The sequence below is a fragment of the Chryseobacterium caseinilyticum genome (genome assembly GCF_014837145.1).
In the GTDB taxonomy this organism is placed as follows: domain Bacteria; phylum Bacteroidota; class Bacteroidia; order Flavobacteriales; family Weeksellaceae; genus Chryseobacterium; species Chryseobacterium caseinilyticum.
Genome location: NZ_JACYFS010000001.1, coordinates 1,142,424 through 1,159,505, shown reverse-complemented (window position 1 = coordinate 1,159,505; position 17,082 = coordinate 1,142,424). Strand labels below are relative to the sequence as shown.

The following is a 17,082-nucleotide window of genomic DNA, read 5'->3' as shown; positions in this document are numbered from 1 at the left end:
GGATTTTATTGTAGATATTACAAATCTCGTAACAAAACTTGAAGCTTACAATTATATTAGATTTTAAAATTGAAGGCAGAAGCTTCAAAACTCCCGCCTTAATAATTTACTGAACTAAATTTCTTTCTTTTCCAAAAGCTTCAGATGCTTCCCTTGAAGCCTCCACCATCGCAATCAGCGCCTTTTCCGTTTCATCCCAATGACGGGTTTTCAAACCACAGTCAGGATTTACCCAAAGTTGCTGTGCAGGAATCACAGCTTGTGCTTTTTTCAGCAATTCCATCATTTCCTCTTTTGACGGAACTCTCGGCGAGTGAATATCGTAAACTCCCGGTCCAATCTCATTCGGATATTTGAAATCTGCAAAAGCATTCAGCAGTTCCATCTGACTTCTGGAGCATTCAATTGTAATGACATCGGCATCCATGTCAGCAATATTCTGGATGATATCATTGAATTCTGAATAACACATGTGCGTATGAATCTGCGTGGCATCTTCCACACCGCTTGCCGAAATTCTGAAAGCTTCAACCGCCCATTTCAGATAATTCTGCCAATCTGACGTTCTCAACGGAAGACCTTCGCGAATCGCAGGTTCATCAATCTGAATAATTCTGATTCCTGCTTTTTCCAGATCATTCACTTCATCACGAATCGCCAAAGCAATCTGTTTACAGGTTACCGAACGCGACTGGTCGTCACGTACAAATGACCATTGAAGAATCGTTACTGGTCCCGTCAACATTCCTTTTACCCATTTTTGAGTTAAGGACTGAGCATATTCCGACCAATAAACCGTCATCGGATTTGGTCTGTGAACATCTCCGAAAATCACCGGTGGTTTCACGCAGCGGCTTCCGTAACTCTGAACCCAGCCGTATTGGGTAAAGGCAAATCCGGCCAGCTGTTCTCCGAAATATTCCACCATATCATTTCGCTCAAACTCACCGTGAACCAACACATCGATCCCTATTTCTTCCTGCCAACGGATGGTTCTTTCGGTTTCCTGTTTCAGCAAAGTATCGTACTGTTCGGCATTTAATTCTCCTTTTTTAAATTTTGAACGCCAGGTTCTCACTTCTTTTGTCTGCGGAAAAGAACCAATAGTCGTCGTTGGAAATAATGGAAGCTTCAATACTTTCTGCTGATTTTCTTTTCTTACATTGAAGGGAGAATTTCTTTGTGCATCTTCCTCTGTCGTCACATCTACGCGGTTTTTCACGTCCTGATTATGAATTAATGAAGATGTTTTACGGTTTTCAAGTGCTTTTTTATTTTCGGCTAATTCCTGTAAAGTATTGTAATCCGGATTTTCTGATGCTAATTTTTTCAAGTTTACAATTTCATAAACTTTCTGTTTTGCGAATGCCATCCACTGTTTAATCTCAGGAGAAAGAATATCTTCATTTTTCTCTGAATCCAAATCAAAAGGAGCGTGGAGCAATGAGCAGGAAGGTGCAATAAAAATTCTGTCCGAGCCTATTTTCTCAACTGCTTTTTTAATGAAATGTAAAGACTGTGTGAAATCATTTTTCCAGATATTTCTACCGTCAACGATTCCCAGCGAAAGACTTAAAGTATTTGGAATTGAATTTAAAACTTCATCCAACTGTTCAGGCGAACGGACCAAATCAATATGCAGAACATCGATCGGCAGGGAAGTCGCTAATGATAGATTGTCTTTTAAACCTTCAAAATAAGTTGCCACGATGAATTTCAGATTTGGGAACTGTTTTCTGATTTCAGCATAGATGATCTGATAGGTTTCCTTGGCTTTTTCATTTAAATCTAAAGCTAAAAACGGCTCATCAAACTGAATATATTCCGAACCGTGATTTTCAAGTTCTTTTAAAATCTGGATATAAACCGGCAATAAATTCTGTGCTAAATCTAATTTATCAAAACCTTCCTCTTTTTCTTTACCCAATAATAAATAAGTCAGTAAACCGATGATTACGGGTTTCGCATTGATTCTAGCCTGTTTGGCACTGATGAATTCCTGAATGATTTTGTTGGAGAATAATTTGAACTCCTGATTTTTCTGAAACTCGGGAACGATGTAGTGGTAATTGGTGTCAAACCATTTGGTCATTTCCATTGCCGTAATATCCAAACCTTCTTTCTGAAAGCCTCTTGCCATCGCAAAATACAGATCAGTTTCAGATTTTTTGAAAGCAATTTCCTGATAACGCTCCGGAATCGCTCCCACCGTCAGAGTCATGTCCAAAACCTGATCGTAATAAGAAAAATCGTTGCAGGGAATCCAGTCTATTTCTGCATCCTGCAGTAATTTCCAGTTGTTTTGAGTAATGGTTTTTCCGGCTTCCAGTAATTCGTCTAAAACAATTTTGCCCGACCAATACTGCTCGCAGGCTTTTTTGAGTTCTCTGTTGCTACCAATACGCGGATAGCCAAGAATGTGTGTTTGCATTTTCTTTTAAACTTTTAATAATTAATGATTTTAAAAGTTCTTCAGATGCTTCGAAATGCTTTGTTAGTAGGAGTTTTGAGAATTTAGATACTTTGAATAGAGGAGATTTCTTTAATTGGTTTTTTAATCTGATGCTTTTTAAAGGCAAAGTTTTAACTTAAACTTAAAATATTTAAGTAAGCAAAGATCGAATCAATAAAATGATTTGATGAAGCTTGTGTTTATAAATGCGCTTCATCTGCGACAATGTTGCAACTTTCTACTCCCTAAAATTATACGTTTACAATAAAAACTCTTTGCGTTTAAATTTAAACTCAATATATTCAATATCATCTATCAATCCAAAAACTCCAACCGCGAGAGCACTGATCATTCGGTAAAGGCAGGTCTCCTGACTTGTAACAGTTTCTGTCATCCTTCCCGTTTTCACAGTGGATATTCGTAGACAGAAACTTTTGGGATATTACTTACAGTTGCGCGACAGCTCGTGATTTTCACACGATTCCCTTTTAATTAATTTTACATAAAACCTTTCCGTTTGATGAAGTATGTGAAAGAACAATTTCTTTGGTAAAGATACTATTTAAGTGGATTTATTGGTTTAAATTAAAAAATAAAGGATATTGTTTGGTTTAAGTTATTTAAATTAGATTAATATTCTTTACATTTGAAAATTATAGTTTTAAAAAGAATATTATTCCGTGGAAAGATTAGACGAAAAGGATATTCAGCTCCTGAGAATCCTTCAAAAAAACGCAAAACTGACCGTCAAAGAACTTGCAGCCGAAGTAAATCTGTCGACATCGCCAGTTTTCGAGAGAGTAAAAAGACTCGAACAAGACGGATTTATCAAACATTACGCAGCTGTTCTGGAAGCTGAAAAATTGAACCGCGGTTTTACCGTTTTCTGTCAGATCAAACTGAAAATTCATGACCGTTCGGTAGGAAATCAGTTTGTGGAAGATATTTTAAAGATTGATGAAGTCGCCGAATGCTACAACATCTCAGGTGATTTTGATTTCCTGCTGAAAGTTCAGGTGCGGGACATGAAACATTATCAGGATTTTGTTTTCAATAAACTGGGATCAGTAGATTCTATCGGAAGCACGCACAGCACTTTTGTGATGGCGGAGGTGAAGAATACGCATGGATTGAGTATTTAGGAAAGTGATAGGATTATGAAGAAATGTGGAAGAATTACTAATTTATTCAACCTTATATTTTTTTTCTCGTAATGCTATAATTGTCAAAATCTGGATGAAACCAAAATTCTTCAAGCCCTATTTCATTGTAAACAGCAATTTCTGATGAATAAATGGGATAAAGTCCAGCAATATTAATTTTGTAATCTGCCCCAATATCAACATCCGAATAATCTTCTTTTGATAAAGTGCTCGGTGCAAATATTAAAAATGCATCCATTTCAGAATCTTCGCTTATTTGCTCTCCAAAATCAATTACTTCTCCATAACTAAAAGGACATTGTCCTCTCAGCTGATTGGCTATAAAACCTGCAACAATTCCCCAATCAAGATTTTCAGATTCCACGGAGATGCACAATTCAGGTCTGCCAGATTTCCAATCAGGATGGGTAACCAATGAAAGGCCATAAGTTATGGCTGTTATGAAGCCTTCGTCCGGAATATTTTTGTAAACAATTGATGTTACACCTTTAATTCCTTCAGTTAAACTTTCATTATTATAAAATTCAGGTTCTTGCTGGAATATGTTGTCCAAATGTTCAAGATATTTTTCTATTGGAGTCATTTGATTTGAATCCTTTCCGTAAAAATAATAAAATTAAACATTTACCGCTCAATTCAAGATATAAAATTGATGAAGTCGCCGAATGCTACAACATCTCAGGTGATTTTGATTGCCTGCTGAAAGTTCAGGTGCGGGATATGAAGCATTATCAGGATTTTGTTTTCAATAAACTGGGATCAGTAAAATTCTATCGGAAGCACACACAGCACTTTTGTAATGGCAGAGGTGAAGAATACGTATGGATTGAGTATTTAGAAGAAGAACTATTTACTTTTATTTACATAAATTATTTCCGGTTTTTTACCATCCAGATCTCTTTTTGATCTCCCAAATAATCCAACTTCAAGGTCATTTGGAGATTTGTTTTCTAATTCATCAGGAGAAACAAATGTGTACATTCCATACCCGTGTCCAGCAACAATCCAGCCCTCAGTTTTTGTTAAATGAATCGTATTAAAATCTCCTGCAGGTCCGCCAGCGAATACGGGTCCAAATTCTTTCATTATGGCGATTGCTTCATCATTTGTATTTTTTACTTTACTTATATCATCAAAAATAATGTATGTTCCGTTTTTAAAAAGTACCCAATCCTGGAATTTAGGATTTATTGCTAATTTTACATTTTCAATTAGTTCACTTTCTCTCATTTGATACGATTGATTTTTTTGCTTTTGATTATTTATTGTATCACTAAGTTTTATTTGATCGGAATCGAGATTGACTATTTTATTGTTTTCATTTTGTGGATGACAATAAAATAGTAGAGTCAATATTGTAATAATATTAATCGCTTTCAATGGTATTTTTTTTACAAAAATAGAATTTTAATTCAGAATTAAGCATTGATAATTCATTTCAAAAATAATTACTCACCTCAATCAAATTGAAATCGGGATCTCTGAAATATACCGACTTGATTTTTCCCAAAGCCCCGGTTCTTTCCACAATTCCCTCGATGATTTCAACGTTTTTTAATTTTAGTTCTTCTACAATTTCCTTAATATTTGTTTCTGCAATGAAACATAAATCTGCTGAGCCAGAAGTTGGATGTTCAGCTTTCGGTTCAAATTCTTTTCCTTTTTGATGAAGATTAATTTTTTGATTTCCGAAAGTCAGAGCTTTTCTGTTGTCTCCAAATGTTACAACTTCGAAACCTAAAATGTCCGTGTAAAATTCTATTGTTTTATCAATATCAGCGACGGTTAAAACAAGATGGTCGATACTATTTATTTTCATTTTTAACTCTTTTTTGATACCCGATAAATGCTTTAAAATTTTCGGAAAACCCAAAATGATAAATTGCATTTGAGTATATAAAAATCATTACGTAAAACGGAATTTCCTGGACAGGAGTGAAATTTGATGAAAATATGAAGGAAAGTGCCAAAATAACAGCTAGCGCAAATAAGATTATTGACAGAATCCTCGCCCAGTTTTTACCAATATAAACTAAATACAGAAGTCCTGCGGTCAGGAACAAGCGGATGATTTGTGAAACTAATTTTTGATTATCAATTTCCGGTCGGGGAGAATGATATAAATAAATAGTACTCAAATTCACCAATAAGATCGCAGCAAAGATAGAAAGAGTTCTTCTCTGACCTTTCTTTTCCAAATAATTCATTGACTTTATCGTTACAATATCTTTCTATTCCTGATCCAGATACGTCAGCTTTGCATCTTTCACAAACTCCTCAACACTCATATTTTTAACAGCTTTAGAATTTGTAAGCTCAATAAAATAATTAATTGAATTTGGAAGATTTTTGTTTTTCGTGTTCAATCTAAATCTTCTTACCTTTTCATTTACATTTAAAAAAGGAAGCTCAGTAATTTTCGCCAAAATATTATTCACGTCAAATGAAGCTTTGGGATCTTTCTGAAGTTTTAAAAATCTTTTTTGAGTTCTGTCTGTAGTTTCATCCAGAAATTTCTGCATCTGATAATCTGTAAGTAATTGCGGGTAGATCAAGCCTTGTAGCAGTATTGAAGCGGTCATTTTATCAGATTTGTCAATAAGAACTAACTTATCATCAAAAAGAATCTGGTTGGCAGTTGGGACTATCTTTCCTTCGAATTTTTTATAATTTTTCTTTTTGTATTCAGTTTTAAAATGCTCTACAGCATGTTGATCCTTTGAACTCAATGCTTCTTTCTTCTGACCAAATGCAACGGCAGAAAATAAAAGACAAAGTATTAATGAAAATTGCAATTTCATAATTTTAATTTTAAAATAAATCTACACTAAATTTTTAAGCCTGACATGCTGAAGCAGCATAATGGTTTTCGCATCTTTTATTTCACCCGATTCAATCATCTGCAGCGCTTTGTCGATTCCGATTTCCAAAACTTCAATATCTTCACCTTCATCTTCTAGTCCGCCTCCTTTATTGATCTTCATATTTTCAGCATATTCGGCGATGAAAAAATGAAGAATTTCTGTTACAGATCCGGGCGACATATACGCTTCAAAAACTTTTTCTGCCTTCGTGATTCTGTAACCTGTTTCTTCCTCAGTTTCACGGATAATGCATTCTTCAGGATGGTCATCATCCAGCAATCCTGCACAGGCTTCGATCATCATTCCGTCGGCATTTCCGTTGATAAAAGTGGGCATTCGGAATTGTCTGGTCAAAATTACGTTTTTTGTACTGGTATTATACAATAAAATCACGGCTCCATTTCCTCTGTCGTAGGCTTCTCTGCTTTGGGTTTCGGTGTTTCCGTCCTTTTTCTGAACGGTAAAAGTGATCTTTTTTAAAGTGTACCAGTTATCCGAAAGGATCTCAGTTTTCTCAACTTTCACAGTTGTATTTTGCATAAATTTTTTAATCTTTCTATTGAAATTAATTTCGTTTTAATAGGTCTTCCAAAGCATTTTTTAAACCAGGAAATTTAAACTGAAAACCTTCATTCTGCAATTTTTCTGATGATGTCCGCGAACCTTCAAGTAACGCCACAGAGAGTTCTCCAAAGATCAGTTTCATTACAAATCCCGGAACATTGGGCATAAACATCGGTTTATTTAAAACTTCCGCAATTTCCTTTGTGAAATTTTCATTATCGGTATGTTGTGGCGCAGATGCGTTGTAAGCACCTTTTACGTTTTCGTTCTTCAATGCAAATTCAAATACTGAGCTGAGGTCGTCGATGTGAATCCACGGAATGTACTGTCTTCCCGTTCCAAGCGGAGAGCCAATTCCGAATTTAAAAGGAACAGCCATTTTTTTCAGAGCACCTTCTTTTTCAGAAAGAACAATGGAAATCCGAACTTTTACCACTCGTTCAGCGGCTTTTTTTTCTAAAAATTCATCAGCGGCTTTTTCCCACAGAATGACAACTTCGCTGAGAAAGTCTTTACCTTTATCGTCTTCTTCTTTAAAAATTTTTTCGGAAGTAATCGCTCCGTAAATTCCAACGGCAGAAGCTGAAATAAACGATTTAAGTTTTATATTTTTTTCCTGTAAAGTTTGAAGGATCAATTGGGCAGAATCCACACGGCTGGAAATGATTTCTTTTTTGCGCTCGTCTGTCCATCTTTTTTCTGAAATATTGGCTCCGGCAAGATGAATAATGTGGCTTACATTCTCAAATGCCCGCTCATCGACCGTTCCTTTTTCAATATTCCATTCAAAATCGTTTTCATGTTTTTTGCTGCGTGTTAAAAACCGAACACTATATTCGTTTTCAAGTTTTTTTGCTAAAACTTTTGCGACCGATCCGCCGGCTCCGGTGATTACTACGACTTCTTTCATGTATTGATTTTGGATTTTTTTAATTCTTAACGATCAAAATATAATCATCATCCAAAAGTTTATATCCCTGGTCGTAAACAAATTTGTATTCAGAACCGTTTTTATAAACTTTAATTTGTGTAAAATAATTAAAATCAAATCCTAAGCCAGTCAATTTGGTTTTGGCGATTTTGGTTTTTCCTTCAATATTGGTCTCGCTCAAGATCCTGTAATTGCGACGCAGTTTGTTGTTTACATTCCGCATCAGATTACTGGAATCTTTATTCTGCTTGTTATTGAAGGCGTTTCTGCAGGCGTCGTTACAGAATTTTTTGTCGGACCGTCCAATGATTTTTTCGCCACATTCAAGGCATTCCATAATAATTAATTTTTCAGATTGTGTTTGTGTTTTTTATGTAAAAAGCGTTTCCACTTTGTACTTGTTGGATAAGCTCTGTTTTTGGTAAGATTATTAAAAATCAAGGCGACAATAAGTAAAATAATGCAACCCGAAAGAACCGGGGAAAGCACATACCAGTAGCCTAAATCAGCAATTTTCCCTGGAGAAGTAACTGCAATTAATGCTGTCGCTCCACCTGGTGGATGAAGCGTTTTGGTGTATTGCATTAAAATTATTGAAAACGCAACTGCCAAAGGTGCGGAAAGCCATAAAATATCAGGAACAATCTGGTAAATCGTCACACCTGCCAAAGCCGAAATCACATGGCCTCCGACAAGATTTCTCGGTTGCGCCAATGGACTTTGTATAGCTCCGTAAATCAAAACACTGGAGGCACCAAACGAACCGATGAGAAAGATATTTTCCTGTTCCAAAAGATATTGCGACTGCAGAAAAGCGATGATTCCAATACCGAAAAATGCGCCGAGAAAAGACCAGAAATGTTCTTTGTAATCGACGAGCGTTTCCCTGTAAATTACATATTTTGATACGCGGTAAGTTCTTCGCAACGTTTTCTTCACAGTTTCTGATATTATGATTTAAATATACAAAAATTATCCGTTTGTAAACGACTGCGAGAATCTTTTGCTGTAAATCTACAGGAAATTCTTTCAGAAAGTAGAGGAATGTAAACACAGCTTTTTGTCATGCTGAAAGCATCCCGACATCGTTACTTAGATTCTTTCAGAATTACAAACGGACTGTTAAGATTTGCGTGAAATGCAAATATCGCTCATAGAAACCTTTCATTTTTCAAAAAAAATCCTCACATTTGCGCCATCAATGGGGTGCTGCACGATTGCGGCTGAGATGATACCCGGGAAATTTTTCCACACCTGATTCGGATAATGCCGACGTAGGGACTTTTTTGATTTATCATCTCATCATTTAATTTATACAAGTTAATTTGATGCAGGAAATTTTACTTAAGACAACCTGGCCGGAATGGTTCGGGGTCTTCTTTTCAATTTTTCAGGTTTTACTGGCCCGAAAAAACAATTCAAACAATTATCTTTTCGGTATTGCCGGAATTTCACTCACGCTGTATGTAATGATGCAGTCTAAACTTTATGCGGAGTTTACGCTCAATCTTTACTATCTGGTGATGAGCATTTACGGTTGGCTTTACTGGAAATTCGGAAAGCAGCAGTCTGAAACAAAGATTTCTGAAACAACTAATCAGGAAAAACTGATCACCGCAGGAATTGTGGTCGGAACATTCAGTCTTTTTTACATTTTTCTTACACATTTTACCGATTCCGACGTTCCGGTGTTAGATTCACTGGTCAGTGCTTTTGCATGGGCAGGAATGTGGCTGATGGCCCGTCGGAAAATTGAAAACTGGATTTTACTGAATGTGAGCAACATCATCGCAATTCCTTTGTTGATTCATAAAGAATTGTATCTGTATGCGGGTTTGACAGCTTTCCTGTTCATCGTAGCGATTTCAGGTTATATAGAATGGAGAAAAATTATTAAATCAAAATCTTTAAAAGTCGCTTAATTTTAAATCTTCACGAAGTTTTAAAAGATGTCGCAGATTTATTATTTGCAGAATCTGCTTAATCAGCGGGAGATTAAAAAAATAAAAAGCCATAAATCCAAATGACAAAGACATCAATTCAAAACGAAAACAGAGTCATGATTACGCCTGAAGAAATTAAAAATGAAATGTTGGGAGCATCTGAAGTTTCGTCAAAAATTATGAATCTCATTCATGATCAACGGTTGCTTCAGATTTGGGTTCCCAAGAAATACGGCGGATTGGGTTTTCGTTTAAATCAGGGTTTACAAATTCTTTTCGATTGGTCTAAAATAGATGGAAGTCTGGGCTGGATGCTCACATTATGTTCGGGAGCTAATTTTTTCTCAAGAAATTTAAAACCAGAAATTGCAACAGCACTTTTTTCAAACTCAAAAACCTGTTTCGGAGGAAGTGGTATGATTGGCGGGACTGCAGAAAAACAGAATGACGGAACCTTCATCATCAACGGACTTTGGCATTTTGCAACGGGAACGCCACATTTAAGTCATTTTACCTTGAATGCAAAACTGACTGAAAAAGGAATTCCTCTGCTGGATAAATTGGGTTCTGAGATCATCCGGTCATTTGTTATTTCTAAAAATGAAGTTGAAATCATTCCGAACTGGAAATCGATGGGGATGAAGGCTACCGGAACGTTTTCATTTAAAGTAGAAGATGTTGAAGTTTCGGAAGAATACAGTTTTGTGTACGACGAATTTTTTACTGATGATGTTTTAGATAAAATTCCGTTCAGAATTTTTGCGGATTTAACTTTATTGGTCAATTATCTTGGGATGGCGACACATTTTTCTGAGGAAGCGGTTAAAATACGGCCTAATCTCGATTTGAAACTGTTTAATAAAATGATCAGTGAGCATCTGGAAAAATTATTTCAGTTCGCCGATGAGATTGAAGTTTTATTGAATAATTTTGAGTTAATAAGTTCTGAAAAACAAGCAGAAATTCACAGTTTCGGAACCGATTTAGTTGAGAAACTGTCGCATCAGATTTTAGAAAATTATTTTCAGCTGGGACTTCGGGCAACGCATACAGATTCTGCAATGTATCAGATTTTCTGTGATTATTTTACGGCAACGCAACATTCTAATTTTAGGAGGGAGTTTGGGGAAGAATGTTTTAACGAGTAGTTTAAGAGATTTTATCATTTACTCTTTCACAAACATCACATTCTGATATTCTTGTATTTCTTTAATAATGGGTCCAAAATTTTACTCACTCAATTTCAACTTTAGTTTTGATTTATTTCATTTCTGTTCTAAAATAACCGCTTGCCATTTCTATTTGCTCTGTTTCCTTGTTTTTTATTTTCAGTTCGAGTTTTCCGTAAATACTGTCACCAGTTTTGTAATTTTCTTTATTCAAAGTTAATTTCTGTTTTATTATTTTGTATTGATTTTGCTTAAAAAAATCATCAGTTCTTTCAACGTCACTAAAATCATCTACATCAACGGTAAAAGCGTTGCCATATTTAAAAATTACTACGTTTGTACCATTGTATCCTGTTGAAAAACCAAATGTGATTATATCCAGATTTTTTATTTTCGGACTTTTTAATGCGTAACAGTTAAACAGTATTGTATCTCCATATTTTTGACCAATTGCGAAGTCAGTGGAGTTTTTTTCAGGTTTATTGAATCCAAAATTCCAAAATATTTTTCTATCAAGACTTTTTATTTGTTGGGAATTCGATATCTTAGAATCAACTGTTATTGAATTGAATTTTGTAATCCAAAAAATACAGGAAAGTATAAACAGGATGGTAAATACTAAAAGCAGATATTTAAAAAATTTCTTCATTACAGGTTTTTTCGATATTTAAGCAGCATTTTAAGTATCGCAATTTAACGGGATTCAAACACAAATTTTTAATTTGCTGAAATATCAATTCAAGACTTTTGCCTCGCTTTTATCAAGAGCTTATATGCCGAAATTAATTTAATTAAAATCTTCCTGATTCTGTTCGTTTTCACTTAAAAGTTTTATTCCATTACTCCAAATTAGTTTATACTTACTTTTATCTTCAATGTTGGGTATATAGTCTAGTGTTACATTGTTAGGTTTGTTAATATCATCTATAGTTATTAAACCTACCTTAGTAAGCTCTACCTGTTCACCATATATGCTGTTTTCGTCCGGATAATCAAATTTTAAATTTTTTCGAACTGTTCCATTCAAAGTTATTTTTGATTTTGGAGCAATTTTTTTACGTCCAGGAAAATTGCTGTCACATCCCCAATGATAAAAATAAATATAGTTATTGTTGATCCGAAAGTTGTCATGCCATGAGCAAGTCATCAACCATACATATATATCACTTTGTCCTGTATTTTCAATTTCGATTTTTATGTCATAATAATGTACAACAACAGAATCTGTAGAAACATTTAGACTTTGTTGTTCTATTTGATCTCTTACCCAAGGATCATTTGTGCTCAAGGTTTTAGTATACTCCTTTTTAAGATTAAGTTTGACCTTTATTGGATTAGTATCTGTTTCTTTACATCCGAAATTTAGAGTTAAAACCAATAATAGAAGAAATGTAAAGATTGATTTCATAGGTTTAAGTTTTGTGGATTTATTGTATACAATATTTTGGGGCTTGGAATAGGTGGATCGATTGAAGACGAACTTTTGACTAAAAAACAAATTGCCACACAATCTCAAAACGTGATATGATCATTTTCCGCTCACTATTGCCAAATTATCTGCAGTATTTCAGTTCCATCTTTTACTGTAATTTTTAATCGTGTCCATCACTGCTTTGTTGATTTGTTTTGATAAAGCTATTTTTTCATCAGAAAAGAAATTTGTTTTATCTTCATTTTCCAAAATCAAAAAAATCTGTTCGTTTGGTGCAAGAAAGCTGCCTTCCGAAAAATAAGAAGTTTTTTTAATCAATTTATCTAATAATTTTTTTCCTTCTGTATTTTTATATTTACTTACTGCTTTTGTAAACAATTCCAATTCAAAAAAAATATCGTCGGCTCTGAATTTTTTACCATCAATCTTTCTATTAAAATAGTTTTCCAGAACTTTAAAATATTCGGGTTTCGGTGAATAATTAATAAATTCAATTGCGGAATTAAAATAAGTTGGTTCCCTATTAATTGAATTCTCTAAGCATTCAGTAATTAATTTTACATCTTCTGGCTTATTGTAATTTGAAAGATAGGTTAAAAGAGTAATATTATTGTAATAATTGCCTGGTATTTTTTTTTGAATTTCAGCTTTGAGAATCGAATAATATTTTGGTTTTGGATTATCCTTGTTTTTATCAAGGTACAAAGTTAAGTATCCGCTTAAATGTTTCTTGCTGTCTAAGTCTAAAATGATTTTATCTGAAATGACATCCAGCTGCTTCTGTGAGAAAACATTGTTCTTTAATGTGGCATAATAGAGCATTGCCTCTGAAACAGTCATTTCTTGAAGGGTATCGTAGCTTGTTGATATTACAATCTTTTCAGTATTGTTGATGTTTTTAAGAAAAATAGGAAAGGCTTCTGTTGGATATTTTTTAACCAAAATTTCAAAAAAATATATAGCAATTTTGGCATTTTGATTTGATGACAATTCTGCTAAATCATCTTTAGCAAAATTCTCAGTAATAACATTTTTAAATTTTTTTTCAAATATTTCACTTTTTGAGTCCTCTATTTTACTCAACAGAGCTTTTTGTTCCGTATTATACTTACAGGAAGTCAATAAAAAAAGACAAAGCATTGGTGTTAAAAGGGTTTTCATTTTATTGTGGATAAAGTTTTGGAGTTTGTGATGGTAGGTAAATCAAGGCTGAAACTATCAACTGAAATACAAAATTCTATTAAAGCGAAGAACGGAAGTTGACCACTTTCCGTTCGCTGTTGCCGAACTGTTTTTAGGCGACGTCATAATTTTCGTTTCGATTGTTTCTTTTTTAGTTTTTTATATTTTTTGTATTCAGAATAATTTTCTTTGTTCAAAACAGTCACTGCAGTCCAGCCAACACCATCTTTTGTCCAGCTGAAGTATGGTATTTCTTTTCTGAATTTTTCGCTGTTTTCCCGATACTTAATAATTTTATCTATTTTCGTTATGAAGAAATTGATTTTATCAGATTCTTCAAATTTCTCCTGTGATGTAGGCGTCCAATAATATTTAAATGAATATGAGTTTTTATTTTTAATTTCAAATTTGTAAGTAATACCATCAAAGCCTGAACGCCATTTTTCAATTTGATTATCGCTTGGAATGTTATTTATCTTTAATGAATCAGCTAATTGCAATATCTCCTTAACTTGACTCTCAACTAAAATTTTTTCACTGATAAAAACTTCTCCGGTTTTTTTTCCTTCCCAAATTTCATCAGCATAAAAAATATATCTATTTGAATCTTCGGATAATTCTAAATAATATTTGCTAGAACTAAATCGGAAGAAATTTTTGCTTTCTTCTGGTTTAATAAGATTTAGTTTTTCCCTTATTGGTTTCTCGTATTTGAAATAATGTAAAGTATCACTATCCTTTGTTAAGTCAAAAGAGTTATTGAATTGACCATAAAGATTTAGCGTGATTATTTGAAATAATACAAAAATTTTGAATTTCACAGTCATTTTGATATAATGTTACTTAACCCTTAAATCTACAAAATTATCTATTTCATTCAAAAAAAAATAGGTCTAAAATTGAGTTTAATAAATACTGCATACCCGTTTTCAAACGACTACAAACGAATTTAAACAGTTTTATACCGAATAAATTTCCAAACCTGATGAATCTTTGCAACAGAGATTTGAGAAACAAAGTGAAGCTCTCTTATCTGAATAATTTAACCAAATAAAATACAAAATTATGTCACTAAGAAATCGAGTAACATTGATCGGTTACACAGGTAAAGAAGTTGAAATCGTAAACTTCGAAAAAGGAAAAATCGCAAAGGTATCTTTAGCAACTAATGATTACTACACCAACGCAAAAGGTGAGAAAGTAGAAGAAACACAATGGCACAATCTCGTTGCCAACGGTAAGCTGGCTGATATTATGGAAAAATATGTACAGAAAGGAAAAGAGATTTCGGTGGAAGGGAAAATTGTGTACAAATCGTATGACGATAAAGACGGAAACAAAAGATTCATCACAGAAATACGTATTGATGAGCTGGTACTTTTAGGCAACAGACAGGGTTAAACTTAAAATATTTCAGCCATGCATATTAAAGTTTTTAAAGTGAGAATTGCAGAAGAATTTCTCATGGGCGATCAGCAAAAAGTAGATCATTTTCTTGTCGAAAATGAAGTAGTGAAATTTGAAACGGCTTTCGTAACGGAAGATCAGTCCTGGTCAGTAATTTTGTACTACAGAAGGTTTCCGGAAACCGCAAATTTTGTGAAAGAAACAAAATCCCAGAAATATTCTGCTGAAGATGATGTCTTAACAGACAGTGAAATCAAAATTTTTGAGGCTCTGAAAATGTGGAGGTCAGAAAAAGCCAGAGAGCAGAATCTGCCCACTTACTTTATTGCAACCAATAAAGAACTGACTTCTGTAGCCAAATATAAGCCTTCAAAAAAGCAGGAACTCCTTGATATCAAAGGCTTCGGAAAGCATAAAATAGAAAACTATGGTGAAGAAATCATAGAAATTCTGGAAAGTGTGTGATTCTGAAAATTAAATGATGAAAATAAATTGTTAGGAAGCCACGGAAATGTTCTGTGGCTTTTTTATTGATTTAAAAGTCCTTTCAATTCCTTATTTTTGCAGAGAATATCATTAATCAACCATCAATTATCATTCATCATAATGAAGCCAAGCTTAGCAAAAGGAACGAGAGATTTTACCTCACTGGAAGTTTCAAGAAGAAAATACATCATCAATATATTACAGAAAAATTTCGAACTTTTTGGTTTTCAGCCTTTGGAAACGCCAAGTTTTGAGAATCTTTCAACCCTGACAGGGAAATATGGGGAAGAAGGTGACCGTTTGATTTTTAAGATCTTAAATTCAAGCATCAACGAAGCGAAAGACGAGAAAAAAACTCAGATGATGACTGATTTTCAGAAAGCTTTAGACAAACCATTCAGTGCCGAAAGTCTTACAGACAAAGCTCTTCGTTATGACTTAACAGTTCCTTTCGCAAGATTTGTTGCCATGAACCACGGAAAGCTGACTTTTCCATACAAACGTTATCAGATTCAACCGGTTTGGAGGGCTGACCGTCCACAGAAAGGGAGATTCAGAGAGTTTTATCAGTGTGATGCCGATGTTGTTGGTAGCGAAAGTCTTTGGCAGGAAGTTGAATTGGTGCAGCTGTATTTAAAATCTTTTGCTGAATTAAAAGTTTCAGTTACCATTCATATCAACAACCGCAAAATTCTTTCTGGTTTGGCAGAATATGCCGGAATTACAGACAAGTTAATTGATTTTACCGTTGCTTTAGACAAGTTGGATAAAATCGGGAAGGATGGAGTAGTGAAGGAACTTTTAGAAAGAAATATCGCTCAGGAATCGATTGATAAACTGGATTTTCTTTTCACACAATCGAATGATCCCTTGGAAAATCTACGTCAGTTAAAAGAAAAATTTGCAGGAAACGAAATCGGTTTAAAAGGTGTTGAAGAACTGGAATTTGTCATTACTCAATCCTTAAATTTAGGAGTTGACATTCAGAATTTGGTTTTTGATATTACCTTAGCCCGTGGTCTAGATTATTATACCGGAGCAATTTTCGAAGTGAAAGCTGATGAAGCACAAATGGGTTCTATCGGCGGAGGCGGTCGCTATGATAACCTAACCGAAGTTTTTGGCGTGAAAAATATCCCAGGAATCGGAATTTCTTTTGGTCTGGACAGAATATATTTAGTGATGGAAGAGTTGAATATTTTCCCTGAAGATGCTACGTCCAACGTAGAATATCTCTTCGCTAATTTTGGAGGTGAAGAAACCATCGAAGCTTTAAAATTAATTATTCAGTTAACAGAAAAGGGAATTTCTGCCGAACTGTATCCTGAAAGTGCAAAAATCAACAAACAGTTTACTTACGCGGAAAAGAAAGGAATCAGGAATCTTGTCTTTTTGGGCGAAGAAGAAATTAAGAATGGAACGGTGACCTTTAAAAATCTGGAAGCTGGTGAACAGAAAACAGTTTCTATGGAGGAGTTTTTAGGATAAA

At 34.3% G+C, this 17,082-nt stretch carries 19 protein-coding genes, 1 pseudogene and 1 riboswitch; of the genes and pseudogenes, 7 read left to right on the top strand and 13 right to left on the bottom strand.

From position 1 onward, the window contains the following. Positions 1-106: 106 nt before the first annotated feature. Positions 107-2,431, bottom strand: coding sequence for a 5-methyltetrahydropteroyltriglutamate--homocysteine S-methyltransferase (gene metE, locus IC610_RS05605; RefSeq protein WP_191735589.1), 2,325 nt, complete (start codon positions 2,429-2,431; stop codon positions 107-109). Between the two features lie 364 nt (positions 2,432-2,795). Continuing rightward, a riboswitch (cobalamin riboswitch) is annotated at positions 2,796-2,980 on the bottom strand. 152 nt (positions 2,981-3,132) lie between these two features. On the opposite strand from metE, the gene IC610_RS05600 reads away from it, so the two are divergent. Beyond that, positions 3,133-3,594 carry an Lrp/AsnC family transcriptional regulator gene (locus IC610_RS05600; RefSeq protein WP_059123591.1) on the top strand — a complete coding sequence of 154 codons (462 nt, stop codon included), beginning with the start codon at positions 3,133-3,135 and terminating at the stop codon, positions 3,592-3,594. A gap of 52 nt (positions 3,595-3,646) precedes the next feature. On the opposite strand, the gene IC610_RS05595 is transcribed toward IC610_RS05600, so the two are convergent. Then, positions 3,647-4,198, bottom strand: a complete 552-nt coding sequence (locus tag IC610_RS05595; RefSeq protein WP_191735588.1) for a suppressor of fused domain protein — start codon at positions 4,196-4,198, stop codon at positions 3,647-3,649. A 62-nt stretch (positions 4,199-4,260) separates the two neighbouring features. Between IC610_RS05595 and IC610_RS05590 the strand changes: the two are divergent. Further along, positions 4,261-4,453: pseudogene (locus IC610_RS05590) on the top strand (Lrp/AsnC ligand binding domain-containing protein); the annotation flags it as partial. Between the two features lie 8 nt (positions 4,454-4,461). Here the strand turns inward: IC610_RS05590 and IC610_RS05585 are convergent. The 7 genes from IC610_RS05585 to IC610_RS05555 all read right to left on the bottom strand — a co-directional run bounded on the left by IC610_RS05585 (position 4,462) and on the right by IC610_RS05555 (position 8,913). Next, entirely contained in the window at positions 4,462-4,845 is a 384-nt protein-coding gene (locus IC610_RS05585) for a hypothetical protein (RefSeq protein WP_191735587.1), read from the bottom strand. A 208-nt stretch (positions 4,846-5,053) separates the two neighbouring features. Then, complete coding sequence (locus tag IC610_RS05580) at positions 5,054-5,434, bottom strand: VOC family protein (RefSeq protein WP_191735586.1); 381 nt, start codon at positions 5,432-5,434, stop codon at positions 5,054-5,056. A 412-nt stretch (positions 5,435-5,846) separates the two neighbouring features. Then, positions 5,847-6,416 (bottom strand): hypothetical protein, encoded by a 570-nt coding sequence (locus IC610_RS05575; RefSeq protein ID WP_191735585.1) that lies wholly within the window; start codon positions 6,414-6,416, stop codon positions 5,847-5,849. Between the two features lie 21 nt (positions 6,417-6,437). Then, on the bottom strand, positions 6,438-7,019 hold the full coding sequence (gene nudK, locus IC610_RS05570) for a GDP-mannose pyrophosphatase NudK (protein WP_191735584.1): 582 nt from the start codon (positions 7,017-7,019) through the stop codon (positions 6,438-6,440). Positions 7,020-7,044: 25 nt separating this feature from the next. After that, the gene (locus IC610_RS05565) at positions 7,045-7,953 is read right to left on the bottom strand and encodes a TIGR01777 family oxidoreductase (RefSeq protein WP_191735583.1); all 909 of its coding nucleotides are present in this window, start codon (positions 7,951-7,953) and stop codon (positions 7,045-7,047) included. A gap of 19 nt (positions 7,954-7,972) precedes the next feature. After that, the gene (locus tag IC610_RS05560; RefSeq protein ID WP_194698887.1) at positions 7,973-8,311 is read right to left on the bottom strand and encodes a hypothetical protein; all 339 of its coding nucleotides are present in this window, start codon (positions 8,309-8,311) and stop codon (positions 7,973-7,975) included. Positions 8,312-8,316: 5 nt separating this feature from the next. Further along, a complete protein-coding gene (locus IC610_RS05555) occupies positions 8,317-8,913 on the bottom strand; it encodes an HPP family protein (RefSeq protein ID WP_191735582.1) in 597 nt (198 codons plus the stop codon). 386 nt (positions 8,914-9,299) lie between these two features. Between IC610_RS05555 and pnuC the strand changes: the two genes are divergently transcribed. Both pnuC and IC610_RS05545 read left to right on the top strand, forming a co-directional pair. Beyond that, positions 9,300-9,896: a nicotinamide riboside transporter PnuC gene (gene pnuC / locus IC610_RS05550; RefSeq protein WP_191735581.1), complete on the top strand. Its 597-nt coding sequence runs from the start codon at positions 9,300-9,302 to the stop codon at positions 9,894-9,896. A gap of 101 nt (positions 9,897-9,997) precedes the next feature. Next, the gene (locus IC610_RS05545) at positions 9,998-11,065 is read left to right on the top strand and encodes an acyl-CoA dehydrogenase family protein (RefSeq protein WP_228462853.1); all 1,068 of its coding nucleotides are present in this window, start codon (positions 9,998-10,000) and stop codon (positions 11,063-11,065) included. A 112-nt stretch (positions 11,066-11,177) separates the two neighbouring features. Here IC610_RS05545 and IC610_RS05540 read toward each other — a convergent pair whose 3' ends face one another. From IC610_RS05540 to IC610_RS05525, 4 genes are all read right to left on the bottom strand, one after another. Next, complete coding sequence (locus IC610_RS05540) at positions 11,178-11,735, bottom strand: hypothetical protein (protein WP_191735580.1); 558 nt, start codon at positions 11,733-11,735, stop codon at positions 11,178-11,180. A 138-nt stretch (positions 11,736-11,873) separates the two neighbouring features. Beyond that, positions 11,874-12,494 (bottom strand): hypothetical protein, encoded by a 621-nt coding sequence (locus IC610_RS05535; RefSeq protein WP_191735579.1) that lies wholly within the window; start codon positions 12,492-12,494, stop codon positions 11,874-11,876. Positions 12,495-12,653: 159 nt separating this feature from the next. Continuing rightward, positions 12,654-13,601, bottom strand: a complete 948-nt coding sequence (locus tag IC610_RS05530; RefSeq protein WP_191735578.1) for a hypothetical protein — start codon at positions 13,599-13,601, stop codon at positions 12,654-12,656. A gap of 221 nt (positions 13,602-13,822) precedes the next feature. Further along, positions 13,823-14,521: a hypothetical protein gene (locus tag IC610_RS05525; protein ID WP_191735577.1), complete on the bottom strand. Its 699-nt coding sequence runs from the start codon at positions 14,519-14,521 to the stop codon at positions 13,823-13,825. A gap of 244 nt (positions 14,522-14,765) precedes the next feature. Here IC610_RS05525 and IC610_RS05520 point away from each other — a divergent pair, with 244 nt between their 5' ends. From IC610_RS05520 to hisS, 3 genes are all read left to right on the top strand, one after another. Then, on the top strand, positions 14,766-15,101 hold the full coding sequence (locus IC610_RS05520) for a single-stranded DNA-binding protein (RefSeq protein ID WP_191735576.1): 336 nt from the start codon (positions 14,766-14,768) through the stop codon (positions 15,099-15,101). Positions 15,102-15,119: 18 nt separating this feature from the next. Further along, the gene (locus tag IC610_RS05515; protein WP_056080709.1) at positions 15,120-15,572 is read left to right on the top strand and encodes an HRDC domain-containing protein; all 453 of its coding nucleotides are present in this window, start codon (positions 15,120-15,122) and stop codon (positions 15,570-15,572) included. A gap of 141 nt (positions 15,573-15,713) precedes the next feature. Continuing rightward, positions 15,714-17,081, top strand: coding sequence for a histidine--tRNA ligase (hisS, locus tag IC610_RS05510; protein WP_191735575.1), 1,368 nt, complete (start codon positions 15,714-15,716; stop codon positions 17,079-17,081). Position 17,082: the final 1 nt, after the last annotated feature.

Excerpts from the sequence above, each read along its gene's own strand:
- IC610_RS05520 (WP_191735576.1), top strand. The coding sequence starts at position 14,766 with ATGTCACTAAGAAATCGAGTAACATTGATCGGTTACACAGGTAAAGAA.
- metE (WP_191735589.1), bottom strand. The coding sequence starts at position 2,431 with ATGCAAACACACATTCTTGGCTATCCGCGTATTGGTAGCAACAGAGAA.
- IC610_RS05545 (WP_228462853.1), top strand. The coding sequence starts at position 9,998 with ATGACAAAGACATCAATTCAAAACGAAAACAGAGTCATGATTACGCCT.
- IC610_RS05580 (WP_191735586.1), bottom strand. The coding sequence starts at position 5,434 with ATGAAAATAAATAGTATCGACCATCTTGTTTTAACCGTCGCTGATATT.
- IC610_RS05515 (WP_056080709.1), top strand. The coding sequence starts at position 15,120 with ATGCATATTAAAGTTTTTAAAGTGAGAATTGCAGAAGAATTTCTCATG.
- IC610_RS05560 (WP_194698887.1), bottom strand. The coding sequence starts at position 8,311 with ATGGAATGCCTTGAATGTGGCGAAAAAATCATTGGACGGTCCGACAAA.
- IC610_RS05540 (WP_191735580.1), bottom strand. The coding sequence starts at position 11,735 with ATGAAGAAATTTTTTAAATATCTGCTTTTAGTATTTACCATCCTGTTT.
- IC610_RS05565 (WP_191735583.1), bottom strand. The coding sequence starts at position 7,953 with ATGAAAGAAGTCGTAGTAATCACCGGAGCCGGCGGATCGGTCGCAAAA.
- nudK (WP_191735584.1), bottom strand. The coding sequence starts at position 7,019 with ATGCAAAATACAACTGTGAAAGTTGAGAAAACTGAGATCCTTTCGGAT.
- IC610_RS05575 (WP_191735585.1), bottom strand. The coding sequence starts at position 6,416 with ATGAAATTGCAATTTTCATTAATACTTTGTCTTTTATTTTCTGCCGTT.
- IC610_RS05595 (WP_191735588.1), bottom strand. The coding sequence starts at position 4,198 with ATGACTCCAATAGAAAAATATCTTGAACATTTGGACAACATATTCCAG.
- IC610_RS05535 (WP_191735579.1), bottom strand. The coding sequence starts at position 12,494 with ATGAAATCAATCTTTACATTTCTTCTATTATTGGTTTTAACTCTAAAT.
- hisS (WP_191735575.1), top strand. The coding sequence starts at position 15,714 with ATGAAGCCAAGCTTAGCAAAAGGAACGAGAGATTTTACCTCACTGGAA.
- IC610_RS05585 (WP_191735587.1), bottom strand. The coding sequence starts at position 4,845 with ATGAGAGAAAGTGAACTAATTGAAAATGTAAAATTAGCAATAAATCCT.